Below are 13,079 nucleotides of genomic sequence, written 5' to 3'. Positions count from 1 at the left end.
TTTAACGATGTTAAATGTATTTAATCGGTATTTATACCTGTTAATTAATCACCAGAATACATAAATTTAATGTAATTTGGGCGTTCAAATTTGTAGAACTTGAGAGATGAAATATTTAAATTATATATTGATAATTGTAGGTGCATTTGTGGCTATGTATGCTAAAACTGGAATGGATCAGAATCAGTATGTATTAATTGGCGGTCTTGTTGTTTTAATGATTGGTGTTTACAGAGTGGCTAGAACCATACCTAGCAAAACTGATGATGATGCTGAAGATAATCCTGAAAACGAGTAATTATGGACTTTAAGTTGGGCGATTATGTTTTGGTTTTAGATGAAGATTTATCTGGAATTATAAAGCGTATTGATGGCAATACAATTTCTATTGAAACGAACGATGGTTTTTTGATAGATTTTCAGAAGAATGAATTGATTAAAAAGGATAAAAATCAATCTATAAAAACCGATTTATTTTCAAATTCAAGTATTAGTGCCGTTGTTTCGGAAAAAGAGATTCCTAAACGTAAAAACCAACCTAAGGTAAGGGCTAAAGATAGATACGAACCTACTATGGAGGTTGATTTACATATCAATCAATTAGTAAAGTCTTCAAGAAGTATGTCTAATCATGATATGCTTACACTTCAGTTAGATACTGCTAAACATAAACTGGAATTCGCCATAAGTAAACGCATACAAAAAATAGTGTTTATTCATGGTGTTGGTGAAGGCGTGCTTAAAATGGAATTAGAATACTTATTCGGGCGTTACGCTAATGTAAAGTTTTATGATGCTAATTACCAAAAATATGGCTTAGGAGCTACCGAGGTTTATATTTATCAAAACTAATTAAAGTCTGGAGTTATTTTTCTTGTTGTAGTTAATCCGCTTCCTTCCAAAACACCAAAATCAAATTCATCTATTGAGATTAAGGTTAAATCGAAGTTTGAAATATTTAGAGTAACTACATAAGTTTGAGAAATAGTATGTTCTCTGTAGGCAGTTGCTTTTGGGGTGTCAATATTTGCAACATCTTTGTTTAAATAATCAGCACCTACCTCGCTATTTGTAATATCATTTGCTGGGTTTTGGTCTTGGCTATCATTTTCTTCATCTCTTGTTTTAATTTGGTCGCCATCATCATCATCATCCAGGTAATCAGGTATCCCATTTCCGTCGGTATCAAGAGCATCACTTAAATCACCATCATTGTTAGGGTCTGGGTTTTCGTTTTTAGTTAAAATATTATCGCCATCGTCATCAGCATCAATATAGTCCCATAAACCATCACCGTCTGTATCATCATCTTCTAAGTTCCCATTGTTGTTTCTATCTTCCAATTCAGCAGGAATACCATCATTGTCATCTTCAGTGAGTACCGTTTTTATATCTGCTTTGCCATCAGTGCTTTCGAAATCTTGAGTTATTTTAACTTCGGAATTAGGGATAGCATTACAAAACAAATCACTTGGTAGCGATGTGTTACTATAGGTACGGTAATTAAAAGGGTTTGAAGCGTTTATGGTAAAAGACTTTTCGTAAACTCCAAATTCATCAACTTCAAGAATATCTTCTAAAGTTACGTTCTTAAGTGCTAGAGATAACGATTCAGATGGATCATCTTTAGTTTTATACAAAACCAAATCTGTGTCACCACACGCTTTAAAAGTTTCTTCAAAATCTAATTCAATATCAATAATATCACCATCATCACAAGAGTAGAAAGATATTAGACTTAGAGATATCAGGATAAAAAATAGCTTACGCATTGTGTTTGGGTTTTAGGCAAAAATAATAGAATTGTTATTTATAACGTAGTAATACCAAATAAAGTTCAAAATAACTGACAAAATTTGTTTCTATTTCCTTTATATTTTAATACAAAATAGAACCGTAACTAAAACTATGCTTATATTTTCTATTTCATCTAAAGAAAATATAATTCAAATTTATAATCAATCATTTTAAAGTTTACTTGGTATGATTGATAATAATTTTATTTCAAGTATTTTTGAATTTTAAAAATTGTGGAATTATTAAAGTGATATACTTTTGTAAAACATAAAAAAGGAATATATGAATTCAGTATATTTTGATAATGCTGCTACTACGCAAATACGTGAAGACGTTATTGATTCGATAACTGATGTTATGAGGAATAATTTCGGAAACCCTTCATCTTCACATAGTTTTGGGAGGTCATCTAAATCCTTGATAGAGCATTCAAGAAAAGCAATTGCAAGTTGTTTGAATGTGTCTGCTAGCGAAATTATATTTACATCTGGAGGTACCGAGGCTGATAATTTAGTATTAAAAAGTGCGGTTAAAGATTTAGGAGTCTTACATATTATTACTTCTAAAATTGAACATCATGCGGTTTTACACACCTTGAAAGCACTCCAAAAAGAAGATGGACTTTATTTAAGTTATGTGAATTTGGATGCAAAAGGAGAGGTAGATTATTCTCATTTAGAAACCTTGCTTCAAACTGAAAAAAAAACACTTGTGAGTTTAATGCATGTTAATAATGAAATAGGTAATATTTTAAATATAAAGCATGTTGCTGATTTGTGCAAAGCTAATAATGCCTTGTTTCATAGTGATGCTGTGCAATCTGTTGGGCACTATAAAATAGATTTGCAAGATGTTCAAGTTGATTTTTTAGCAGCGGCAGCGCACAAATTTCACGGACCAAAAGGTGTTGGATTTGCATTTATTAGAAAAAACTCAGGACTAAAACCATTAATAGTTGGGGGCGAGCAGGAGCGTGGGTTGCGTGCAGGTACAGAAAGTATACATAACATTGTAGGTTTAGAAACGGCTATGAAAACGGCTTATAATAATCTTGATAAAGAGCAACTTTATATTGAAGAATTGAAACAATATTTTATTGATAAGGTTAAAAGTGATATTCCAAATGTAATGTTTAATGGCCATTCCGCTGATATGAATAAAAGTACTTACACACTTGTGAATATATGTCTGCCTATACCGCCAAAAAAAGCAGCCATGTTGTTATTTCAATTGGATTTAAAGGGTATTGCTTGCTCTAAGGGCAGTGCTTGCCAGAGTGGAAGCAATCAAAACTCACATGTGTTATCCGAAATTTTAAGCGATGAAGACTTGCAAAAACCTTCCATACGTTTCTCGTTTAGTATTTATAATACGAAAGAAGAAGTAGATTACTTGATTGATGTTTTAAAGGCGTTTACTCAATAGTTTTAAAACTTCATAGTAGTCCTCACATTAAAAACGCGAGGTGTTAAATAATTGGGAATTGCAATTTGTCGTTTGCTATTTACATCTCTAACCCAAGTATTGGTAATAGAATTTTGCACATCAAACATATTGAATATTTCAAACCCGAATGACAGTGCTTTAAATGGTTTTTTCCAACCACTGTTAAATTGTTTTTTTTCATCAACCAATACATATTGTATACCCAGATCTGCACGTTTGTATGCTGGTAATCTGTTTTGGTATTCATAAGGGTCGGCATAACTAGGAGAACCACCTGGTAAGCCTGTATTGTACACCAAATTTAAATACATTTTTAAGTTTGGCATATTAGGAACATAATCCTGAAACAGTGCTGCAAATTTTAAACGTTGGTCTGTAGGGCGTGAAATATAACCTCTGTTGTTAATGTTTTCCTCAGTTTTTAAATAACCGAAACTAAACCACGATTCTGTTCCTGGAACAAACTCGCCATTAAGTCGCATATCTAAACCGTAAGCATAAGCTTTGGCACTGTTATTAGCTCTATAGCGAATACGAACATTTTCAAGGGTGTATGGGTTTACGTCAGACAAATTTTTGTAATATACCTCAGAAGTTAGCTTAAAAGGTCTGTCCCACATTTTGAAGCTGTAATCGTTTCCTAAAACTAAATGAAGTGATTTTTGAGCTTTCACATTGGGCTGAATAACACCGTTGGCATCACGAAGCTCTCTATAGAACGGCGGTTGGTAGTATAAACCAGCTGCAATTCTAAAAAGCATATCTTTTTGCCAATATGGTTTTATAGCAAATTGCGCACGCGGACTAAATACCGTTTGGTTTGATGAACTTATGCCATCACCCTTAACGGACCAATTATGAACACGAACACCTGCATTATACCAAACATCGCTAGTCCCTAAAGTACTGCGTTTACTCCATTGCCCATAAGCTTGTAGTCTACTTATTTGTGTGTTATTGGTCGCTCTTACATTTTGAAAAGGCTCTAACGGTCCGGTAAAAGGGGTGTAAGGCTGTTCGTTTCTAGGTATAATTGCTGGAGGTCTAATAGAAAAACCCGCAGAGTCAATAACTTCCCATTCCACTAAGCGGTCACGGATGTCTTCATTCGTGTATTTAACAGACCATTCTATACGATTATCATTAATTTTAAAATCGCCTTTATGTTCTATATTGGTTATAAGTGCATCTAGATCATTTCGTCCGTGGGTAAGTTGACTTCCAATGCCTTCGCTAAATTCTACTTCACCCAAATCTTCATCATCAATATTTGTGTTTACTTCACCCAATCTGTATTGTGCCAAAATATCGAAATATTCTTCCTCGGTAGTATGATATGTTGAGGCAATAAGATGAAGTGTTAAATCATCATTAGCATAATAAGAGCCTTTAAAAGCACCAAATAAGGTTTGATACCTGTCTTTCTCTTGTCCATCATAAAAAACTAAAAGCGCTACTGGGTCGGCAAGTGTGCCAAAATTAGTTTGACGCGTTTGTGGTTCGTAATTATATGTGTTCAATGAGGCGTTTCCTAAAAAACTTAAATGGAATTTATTAGTAAATTTATAAGTAAAGTACCCTTGTACATCTCCAAAAGAAGGTTTAAAATTAGTTTCGGTTTCTTTCGCATTTACCAGTAAACTGTTATCGCGATAGCGCGCACCAACAATACCAGAGAACTTTGAGTTTTTACTGATGTTTTCTACAGAAAGACTTCCTCCCAATAAACTTAAATCTGTATTAACTTCAAACTGATAGGGGTTTTTATAAGTGATGTCTAAAACCGAAGAAAGCTTATCGCCATATTTTGCTTGAAAGCCGCCAGCCGAAAAATCCACGTTTTGAACCATATCTGTATTCACAAAACTCAACCCTTCTTGTTGTCCAGAGCGCACTAAAAAAGGGCGATAAACTTCAATGCCATTTACGTAAACTAAATTTTCATCATAATTCCCGCCACGAACCGAATACTGTGTGCTTAATTCGTTATTGTTGCTAACCCCAGGAAGTGTTAATAATAGATTTTCTACACCTGCATTGGCTCCTGGAATTTTTCTAATGGTTTCAGGTTTTAAAGTAATAACGCCTTCAACTTCTTTTCTCCTATTGCTATTTACAATAACCGTGGCTATTTGCTCTATGGAAGTACTCATTACAGGATTGAATTCGTATTCTTCTCCATTTTTCAAATTGAAAGTGCTTACCACTTTTTTATGGGAAATATGCGTGAATTCTATACTAACATCTTGATTTACCGGAATGTCTATAATATAAAAACCATTGGCGTTACTTTCTGTTCCGTTGGTGTTGGTTTTAATATTTACCTTTTCAATAGGCCGATTGTTTTCATCTAGAATAACCCCTTTAATGGTGGCTGTTTGTGAAAAGCTTATTGTAATTATAGAAAAAAATAAAAATGTGGTTAGTAGAAGTTTTGCTTTCAAAGGTATAAAGAGTTTATTTTCGGTAAAATAACGTTTCAAAAGTAGAATTATTTCCAACATTATCGGTAACAATTACTTTTAAATTATTTTTAGTGTCGGTAATAATGCCATCATTAAAATCGTGAGTCAGCGTTTTGGTTTTGTAATCATAGGCCATTAAAATCCATTTTCCGTTAATAGTAGCTCTGTAATTAGATATTCCAGAACCCTCATCATCAATCTTGACTTTTAAATATCGGTATTTACTAAGCCATTGTCCTTTTTTAAAATTAATGGCCAAAATGGTGGGCTTTAAAGTATCTGTGGCTAGGGTGTAAGTGCCTAATGTTTTTGTGCTAGCCGTTAAAATGTTTTCTTTTCTCTTGGTAAAAGTATAGGCTGGATAATTATTGTAACCTATTAATCTAGCCATGTATAATTTGTTTTTGTCTTCATTCGAATAGTTACTAACATCATAGCTAATGATAAAATTTTTCTTAGCCGCCATAACATTTTTATGCAAAGTAAGCGTGTCATTTTTTACTTTAAAATCGATATAAAAGTCTTCATAAAACGTGTCTTTATAAAAATCGACTGAAAAGTTGCCTTCTTTTAGATTAGTGGTTTGGTCTGCTTTAATGAAGTAGGGTGTTATTTTTGGTTTTTCAGGTTTAGAGATGCTGTTTTTTGTTCCTTTTATATTTATGGTTACCCAAGATTCATTGTTTTTGTAATCGGCAACTCTAACTTTATAAACGGAGTAAGTACTGTCTTCAATGGCAATAAACCCATCATTTAAAGTCGATTTAAAAATGCTTAATGGATTATTTATTCTGAATAACTTTTGGATACGTTGCTTTTTTGTGGCGTAATGTTCATAATCAATGAGTTGATTAAGGTGTTTGGTTTCATCAAAGGAAAAGCGTTTAAAATCCAATTCAAAATTCCGACTGCCATTAATAAAGGTTTGAATATTATAAACCCCGTTAGAATTGGCAGCTAAATCTTGCCTATCTATAGTTTCAATGCCAAAACCTATATTCCCTATAGCTTCAATACTTTTAACGGCGTAGTCGCCATTTTTTAAAGGAATCAATCTTAATTTATGTTTCGTATTTTTTTTGTTAACAAACGATTTGTCATCTAGCGGATAGGCATAAATAGATTTCACGATAGGGTTGGAGCTGTCTGGAATATCTATACCAAAAAGCATTGGGTTTATGGGACGTTCTTCTTTATCTCTAATTTCATAATGTAAATGCGGTCCGCCAGAACCACCAGAATTCCCACTATAAGCAACAATGCTATCTTTTATAACTGGTAAACTTTCTGCAACAGGAAACATTTCAACTTCATAGGATTCTTTCTCATACTGATGTTTTTTTACATAGGCTTCAATCTCTGGAGCAAATTTTTGCAAATGTGCGTAAACTGTTGTGTAGCCGTTGGGGTGTGTTATGTAAAGCGCTTTGCCATAACCATAATGCGATACTTTTATTCTGCTTACAAAACCACTTGCTGATGCTTTTACTTTTAACCCTCTACGTTGTTGTGTTTTGATATCTAGACCTGAATGAAAATGGTTAGAACGAAGTTCGGCAAATGTTCCTGATAATATTAAGGGGATGTCTAAAGGATTGCTAAAATAATCTTGAGGATAATTATTCTGTGCGTTTATGAATAATGATAAAAGTAGAAAGAGGGGCAGGATTAATTTCATATAGTAGTATTAGGCTAAAATATTAATTTGATGTGAATATGCAAAGGATAAAACAAAAATCGAGCCATGGTGTTGACTGTTAGGTGTTACTGATATTTTAAAAATTTTATGAAAAAACAATTGTAAGTTATGGCTAGGTATGTTAACTTTGTGTGATTAGTATTGAAATTTGTAAATGGGTAATATTGAAGATATTGTAGATTCTTTAGAAAACAAGATTAGTAAAGTATTACACAAACTAGAGCTTTTAAAACTTGCTAATTTGAAATTGAATGAAGAATTAGAAGTTTCAAAGCAAGAGCTTTCAGACCAAAAAAAGCATATTGCTGGTTGGGAAGAAAAGTATGAAGCCCTTAAAATGGCAAATACAATACTTGGTAGTGACGATAATAAAAGAGAAACTAAGCTTAAAATAAACGCATTAATTAGAGATATTGACCATTGTATTGCTCAACTCGCTGATTAAAGCAAAAAAAACTTAATGTCAGAAAAGCTTAAAATAAAGCTGTCTATAGCTAATCGAGTATATCCTTTAACTATTGAGTCAAGTCAAGAAGAAGGATTGCGTAAAGCGGCTAAAAACATTGAGGCTATGATTAAGCAATTTGAGCAAAGTTATTCTGTTCGAGATAAACAAGATGTATTGGCGATGTGCGCCTTGCAATTTGCATCTCAAGTAGAACAGAAGTCTATTGATAAAGCGAATGTAAACGAGCATGTAGAGGAAAAGCTAAACGCTTTAAATGATCTGTTACATTCACATTTAGTCTCTTAAACGTTCTTTAAAATAAACTAAAAGTTACTGCCTACATTGGTTATTTTTTTTGATAAACTCAACGTTAATTCTTTAAAAAGGGTGAGTTTAAGTTGTAAAAGCATGCTGCTAGTGCTGCCTGTGCTGAATTTATTTCAGTAACACAGTATCTCGAGCAGACCCTTGATCAGCTTGTTAACCCTAAACTTGTTTTTAAGGAGTTTATACAAAACTTTATACTGGTGTAGGCTTTTTTGTATACCAATTTGAATATTAAATGGCTTACAGAAAACGAAGTTGCTTTTTTGTTTTATAACACCGTGATTGATTTGCATAGTTATAGCTATGGAAATTAATAACAAGGAGACAAAACAAAAAAAGAACGAGTTTGAATAAGTTATTTAATAATTAAACTGGTATTTTATATAATAATCAACTAAACAACGATGGATAACTCAATTATATTTGCAGTAGGTGGTGTTATATTAGGGCTAATAATTGGCTTTATTATAGCAAAAGGAATAGAAAAAAATAATGCTTCTAAACTAATAAAAGGAGCCAAGAAAAGTGCAGCTTCTATATTAAAAGAAGCAAAGATAGATGGCGAAAACTTAAAAAAAGAAAAAGAGCTAAAAGCTAAAGAGCGGTTTTTGGAACTTAAATCTGAGCACGAAAAAGTAATCTTATCTCGAGATAAGAAAATGGCAGAATCCGAAAAACGCACTCGCGATAAAGAATCACAGATATCTAGTGAGCTTTCAAAAAGCACAAAATTAAATCAAAGTCTAGAAGGTAAAATTAAGGATTACAATCATAGACTTGATGTATTGGATAAGAAGCAAGAACAACTTGATAAACTTCATAAAAGTCAAGTGCAACAACTAGAAGTAATTTCTAGCCTTTCGGCAGAAGAAGCGAAAGAGCAATTAATAGAGTCTTTAAAAGGCGAAGCAAAGAATGATGCCATGGCTTACATTCAAAGTGCTACCGAAGAAGCAAAAATGACTGCGGAACAAGATGCCAAGAAAATCATTATAAATACCATTCAACGTATAGGAACAGAAGAAGCAGTAGATAATTGTGTGTCTGTTTTTAATATAGAATCTGATGATGTTAAAGGACGTATTATTGGTCGTGAAGGTCGAAATATCCGTGCTATTGAGGCTGCAACAGGTGTAGAGATTATTGTTGATGACACACCAGAAGCTATCATATTATCTTGTTTTGATTCTGTTAGAAGAGAAATAGCACGTTTATCACTTCATAAATTAGTAACAGATGGTAGAATACATCCAGCACGTATTGAAGAGGTTGTTAAGAAAACACAAAAGCAAATAGAACAAGAAATTATTGAGGTTGGTAAGCGTACTGTTATAGATTTGGGTATTCATAATTTACATCCAGAACTTATTAAGATGGTAGGTAGAATGAAATACCGTTCATCTTACGGACAAAACTTATTACAGCACTCGCGCGAAGTTGCTAAACTTTGTGGTGTTATGGCTGCAGAATTAGGATTAAATCCAAAATTCGCAAAACGAGCAGGCTTATTACATGATATAGGAAAAGTGCCAGATGCAGAAGCAGATATGGAAACGCCACACGCTATTTTAGGTATGCAATGGGCTGAAAAATATGGAGAGAAAGATGATGTTTGTAATGCTATTGGCGCACATCACGATGAAATAGAAATGAAGTCATTGCTTTCTCCTATAATCCAAGTTTGTGATGCTATTTCTGGAGCAAGACCGGGAGCCAGGCGTCAAGTATTGGATAGTTATATTCAACGTTTAAAGGATTTAGAAGATATTGCATTTGGATTTAACGGTGTTAAAAAAGCTTATGCTATTCAAGCAGGTAGAGAACTTAGAGTTATTGTTGAAAGTGAAAAAGTAGACGACCAAAAAGCTGCAGATTTATCATTCAGTATTTCTCAAAAAGTACAAACGGATATGACCTACCCTGGACAGGTTAAAGTAACTGTTATTAGAGAAACAAGAGCGGTTAACATCGCGAAGTAATAAATTCCTTTGAATCCCGATAGCTATTTAGGAAGGGATCTCATGAAAAGAATTCAAGTTTTAAAATTGAAAAATCCAGTTAACACTGGATTTTTTAATTTTACTTAATGATCCGAAACGTATTAATGAACAACGAACAACGATTTTTGATTGCTGAACACTGCGACTGACAACTCACTTCCTGGGATGATATTTCTCAACAACTTTGGTCAAATGACTTTTGTCCAAATGCACATAAATTTCGGTAGTGGTTATGCTTTCATGACCCAACATTAATTGAATAGACCTTAAATCAGCATTGTTTTGTAATAGATGTGTAGCAAACGAATGCCTGAAAGTATGTGGTGAGATGTTCTTTTTAAGTTCTATTTTTTCAGCCAATTGTTTAATTATGGTAAAAATCATAGCTCGTGTTAATTGCTTGCCACGTCTGTTTAAAAAAAGTGTATCCTCAAACCCTGCTTGAATGTTTAAGTGGTTTCTTTTTTCACTTCTGTAAATATTTATGTATTTCTGGGTAATGCCCACAATAGGAACAAATCGTTGTTTGTCTCCTTTTCCGGTAACTTTAATAAAACCTTCATCAAAAAACAAATCCGAAATTTTTAGATTAACAAGTTCGCTAACCCGCAAGCCACAGCCATATAGAGTTTCGAGCATGGCCCTGTTGCGTTCGCCTTCAGGTTTGCTTAGGTCTATCGCTTTTATTATGCGGTCTATTTCTTCTTCAGATAAGGTGTCAGGAAGTTTTCTGCCTATTTTAGGAGATTCAATAAGTTCTAGCGGGTTGTCTGGTCTATAATCTTCAAATATTAAATAATTAAAAAAACTACGTAAGCCAGATATGAGTCTTGACTGTGATCTTGCATTAACGGTTTTGGCTATTTCATAAATAAATTGTTGTACAATTTCAGAATTAATGGAAATAGGGGATGCGCTTATCCTGTTTTCTTCTAAAAACGTAATTAGTTTTTTTACATCAAGGGTGTAATTATCTATGGAGTTTTTAGATAAACCGCGTTCAATTTTTAAATATAATTGATAATCCTTAAGTGCGTTTTGCCATTTCATTTGATGTAAAAATAGTCTAAAATATTATGGAACTAGTTTAAATGAGTTCATTATTTAAAGGCATAATGAAGCTGGTTATTCCAAAATAAAAAATATTTAGTAACTGACCAGTATCATTTTGTGATAACTATCGATTTTATAAGTTCGAACAGTAAACAAGAGCTATTAATTAATTTTTAATATTATGAAAAAAACATTTGTATTTTTTATTTTGATCGTTATGATAGGGCTTACAAATACTTACTCACAAGAAGTAAGTTTTGGGGTTAAAGCAGGAGTTAATTTTTCAGATATTACTGGAGATGATACTGCCAGTTTTAGTGGTTTAACAGCCTTTCATATTGGAGTAGTTTCAGAAATTATGATTTCAGAAACTTTTGCTTTTCAACCTGAGTTATTATATTCAGCACAAGGTTCGGATTGGAAAGATGATTTTGAAGGTGAAACCTTTGAAGGAACAGTTAAATTGAGTTATCTAAACATTCCTTTAATGGCAAAATATTATGTTGCAGAAGGATTTAGTTTAGAAGTTGGACCTCAACTGGGATTATTATTATCTGCCAAAGATGAATATGATTCTACTGAAGATGATATTAAAGACGACTTAAAAGGTCTTGATTTTGGAGTAAACTTTGGTCTAGGGTATAAACTAGATAATGGTTTAAACTTTGGTGCAAGGTATAATTTAGGTTTAACTGATGGGAATGATAATCCAGATAGCTTAGGTGATTCTTCATATAAGAACAGTGTTATTCAAGTAAGTGTTGGGTATTTCTTTTAATAAATTAAATTTTTAATATGAAAAAGGAAGCAATTTTGTTTCCTTTTTCTATTCAGAAATAATAAACAAATTTCTATGAATAGAAATTGTTGTATTGCTTAAATTGGAGATATATTAATTATTGTTTTCTTCAAGAAAACCTATTAACTAATTTACGCTTCTGGAATAGTTTTCAATGAAATTTTGTCATAAACGACGTTTTATCTTTAAAATCATTAGATAGTCTTTTAATGCGTTTTTCCATTTCATTAGAATAAAAACACATAAATATAAAGACTCGAAATACTTTTCTAAGTACGTATATCTGCGTATTTTTCAAAATAAATGTTAATAACAAATATTATAAATAGTTGATATATAGATAGTTGTATTTTCTTGTTAATAAAACTGTTAATAACACAACTTATTTTGTAGTATTTTACAGAAAAATGTCTTTAATTTGTGATAATCAAACTAAAAACATTTTTAATTATGAAAAATTTATTTTTATTATCAGTTATTGCGGTATTCGCAATGAGCAACGTAAATGCTCAAGAAGTTACTTTTGGAGCTAAAGCAGGTTTAAACATGGCCTCTTTTTCAGGAGATGAAACAGGTGGTGTAAAAGCTAAAACATCATTTCATGTTGGAGCAGTTGCAGAAATTGCTATCTCAGATGTGTTTTCAGTACAACCAGAATTATTATTTTCTGCTCAAGGAGCTAAAGAAGATGGTGGAGATGGGGAATTTAAATCAAACTACATTAACTTACCAATTATGGCAAAATATTATGTAGCTGAAGGCCTTAGTGTTGAAGCTGGACCACAAGTAGGCTTATTAATTTCTGCTGAAGATGAAGATGGGGATGACTTTAAAGATGAGATGAGTGGAATTGACTTTGGTTTAAACTTAGGAGTTGGATATAAAATGGAAAGTGGTTTAAACTTTGCAGCTAGATATAATTTAGGTTTATCTAATATTTGGGATTATGATGGTATTGGTGATTTTAGTCAACAAAACGCAGTTTTTCAAATATCAGTTGGATACTTTTTTAACTAAAATTTAAGATTATAGATATTTTAAAAGG

Annotated in this window: 12 protein-coding genes and 1 other RNA gene; 9 read left to right on the top strand and 4 right to left on the bottom strand. The window is 32.5% G+C overall.

The window, feature by feature from the left end; all coding sequences use genetic code 11:
- Nucleotides 1-106: 106 nt before the first annotated feature.
- A complete protein-coding gene (locus ABD935_RS13805) occupies nucleotides 107-298 on the top strand; it encodes a hypothetical protein (RefSeq protein ID WP_345192914.1) in 192 nt (63 codons plus the stop codon).
- 2 nt (nucleotides 299-300) lie between these two features.
- The gene (locus ABD935_RS13800; RefSeq protein ID WP_345192912.1) at nucleotides 301-852 is read left to right on the top strand and encodes a Smr/MutS family protein; all 552 of its coding nucleotides are present in this window, start codon (nucleotides 301-303) and stop codon (nucleotides 850-852) included.
- On the opposite strand, the gene ABD935_RS13795 is transcribed toward ABD935_RS13800, so the two are convergent.
- Complete coding sequence (locus ABD935_RS13795; RefSeq protein WP_345192911.1) at nucleotides 849-1,772, bottom strand: hypothetical protein; 924 nt, start codon at nucleotides 1,770-1,772, stop codon at nucleotides 849-851. The two genes, ABD935_RS13800 and ABD935_RS13795, sit on opposite strands and share 4 nt — an antisense overlap.
- A 307-nt stretch (nucleotides 1,773-2,079) precedes the next feature.
- Here ABD935_RS13795 and ABD935_RS13790 point away from each other — a divergent pair, with 307 nt between their 5' ends.
- Nucleotides 2,080-3,222, top strand: coding sequence for a cysteine desulfurase family protein (locus ABD935_RS13790; protein ID WP_345192909.1), 1,143 nt, complete (start codon nucleotides 2,080-2,082; stop codon nucleotides 3,220-3,222).
- A gap of 2 nt (nucleotides 3,223-3,224) precedes the next feature.
- Here ABD935_RS13790 and ABD935_RS13785 read toward each other — a convergent pair whose 3' ends face one another.
- The gene (locus ABD935_RS13785) at nucleotides 3,225-5,747 is read right to left on the bottom strand and encodes a TonB-dependent receptor (RefSeq protein ID WP_345192907.1); all 2,523 of its coding nucleotides are present in this window, start codon (nucleotides 5,745-5,747) and stop codon (nucleotides 3,225-3,227) included.
- A complete protein-coding gene (locus ABD935_RS13780) occupies nucleotides 5,701-7,386 on the bottom strand; it encodes a M23 family metallopeptidase (protein WP_345192905.1) in 1,686 nt (561 codons plus the stop codon). The genes ABD935_RS13785 and ABD935_RS13780 overlap by 47 nt, the downstream gene beginning before the upstream one ends.
- A gap of 175 nt (nucleotides 7,387-7,561) precedes the next feature.
- On the opposite strand from ABD935_RS13780, the gene ABD935_RS13775 reads away from it, so the two are divergent.
- The 4 genes from ABD935_RS13775 (at nucleotide 7,562) to rny (ending at nucleotide 10,161) form a co-directional block, all read left to right on the top strand.
- On the top strand, nucleotides 7,562-7,852 hold the full coding sequence (locus ABD935_RS13775; protein ID WP_345192903.1) for a hypothetical protein: 291 nt from the start codon (nucleotides 7,562-7,564) through the stop codon (nucleotides 7,850-7,852).
- A gap of 15 nt (nucleotides 7,853-7,867) precedes the next feature.
- Nucleotides 7,868-8,161: a cell division protein ZapA gene (locus tag ABD935_RS13770; protein WP_298494935.1), complete on the top strand. Its 294-nt coding sequence runs from the start codon at nucleotides 7,868-7,870 to the stop codon at nucleotides 8,159-8,161.
- A 56-nt stretch (nucleotides 8,162-8,217) separates the two neighbouring features.
- Nucleotides 8,218-8,364: non-coding RNA, 6S RNA (gene ssrS, locus ABD935_RS13765), on the top strand.
- 222 nt (nucleotides 8,365-8,586) lie between these two features.
- Nucleotides 8,587-10,161, top strand: a complete 1,575-nt coding sequence (rny, locus tag ABD935_RS13760; RefSeq protein ID WP_345192898.1) for a ribonuclease Y — start codon at nucleotides 8,587-8,589, stop codon at nucleotides 10,159-10,161.
- Nucleotides 10,162-10,335: 174 nt separating this feature from the next.
- Here the strand turns inward: rny and xerD are convergent, their stop codons facing one another.
- Nucleotides 10,336-11,232: a site-specific tyrosine recombinase XerD gene (gene xerD, locus ABD935_RS13755; RefSeq protein ID WP_345192896.1), complete on the bottom strand. Its 897-nt coding sequence runs from the start codon at nucleotides 11,230-11,232 to the stop codon at nucleotides 10,336-10,338.
- A gap of 184 nt (nucleotides 11,233-11,416) precedes the next feature.
- On the opposite strand from xerD, the gene ABD935_RS13750 reads away from it, so the two are divergent.
- Together ABD935_RS13750 and ABD935_RS13745 are read left to right on the top strand one after the other, a co-directional pair.
- Nucleotides 11,417-12,013, top strand: a complete 597-nt coding sequence (locus ABD935_RS13750) for a porin family protein (protein WP_345192894.1) — start codon at nucleotides 11,417-11,419, stop codon at nucleotides 12,011-12,013.
- A 471-nt stretch (nucleotides 12,014-12,484) separates the two neighbouring features.
- Nucleotides 12,485-13,051: a porin family protein gene (locus ABD935_RS13745; protein WP_345192892.1), complete on the top strand. Its 567-nt coding sequence runs from the start codon at nucleotides 12,485-12,487 to the stop codon at nucleotides 13,049-13,051.
- Nucleotides 13,052-13,079 lie beyond the last annotated feature (28 nt).

Source organism: Algibacter agarivorans (assembly GCF_039543245.1).
GTDB lineage: Bacteria > Bacteroidota > Bacteroidia > Flavobacteriales > Flavobacteriaceae > Algibacter_G > Algibacter_G agarivorans.
This window is presented reverse-complemented; position numbering and strand designations above follow the sequence as displayed.

What these genes read in the sequence shown, in the direction of transcription:
- ABD935_RS13770 (WP_298494935.1), top strand. Translation starts at nt 7,868, where the DNA reads ATGTCAGAAAAGCTTAAAATAAAGCTGTCTATAGCTAATCGAGTATAT.
- ABD935_RS13745 (WP_345192892.1), top strand. Translation starts at nt 12,485, where the DNA reads ATGAAAAATTTATTTTTATTATCAGTTATTGCGGTATTCGCAATGAGC.
- ABD935_RS13785 (WP_345192907.1), bottom strand. Translation starts at nt 5,747, where the DNA reads ATGTTGGAAATAATTCTACTTTTGAAACGTTATTTTACCGAAAATAAA.
- ABD935_RS13780 (WP_345192905.1), bottom strand. Translation starts at nt 7,386, where the DNA reads ATGAAATTAATCCTGCCCCTCTTTCTACTTTTATCATTATTCATAAAC.
- ABD935_RS13790 (WP_345192909.1), top strand. Translation starts at nt 2,080, where the DNA reads ATGAATTCAGTATATTTTGATAATGCTGCTACTACGCAAATACGTGAA.
- ABD935_RS13795 (WP_345192911.1), bottom strand. Translation starts at nt 1,772, where the DNA reads ATGCGTAAGCTATTTTTTATCCTGATATCTCTAAGTCTAATATCTTTC.
- xerD (WP_345192896.1), bottom strand. Translation starts at nt 11,232, where the DNA reads ATGAAATGGCAAAACGCACTTAAGGATTATCAATTATATTTAAAAATT.
- ABD935_RS13800 (WP_345192912.1), top strand. Translation starts at nt 301, where the DNA reads ATGGACTTTAAGTTGGGCGATTATGTTTTGGTTTTAGATGAAGATTTA.
- ABD935_RS13805 (WP_345192914.1), top strand. Translation starts at nt 107, where the DNA reads ATGAAATATTTAAATTATATATTGATAATTGTAGGTGCATTTGTGGCT.
- ABD935_RS13750 (WP_345192894.1), top strand. Translation starts at nt 11,417, where the DNA reads ATGAAAAAAACATTTGTATTTTTTATTTTGATCGTTATGATAGGGCTT.
- rny (WP_345192898.1), top strand. Translation starts at nt 8,587, where the DNA reads ATGGATAACTCAATTATATTTGCAGTAGGTGGTGTTATATTAGGGCTA.
- ABD935_RS13775 (WP_345192903.1), top strand. Translation starts at nt 7,562, where the DNA reads ATGGGTAATATTGAAGATATTGTAGATTCTTTAGAAAACAAGATTAGT.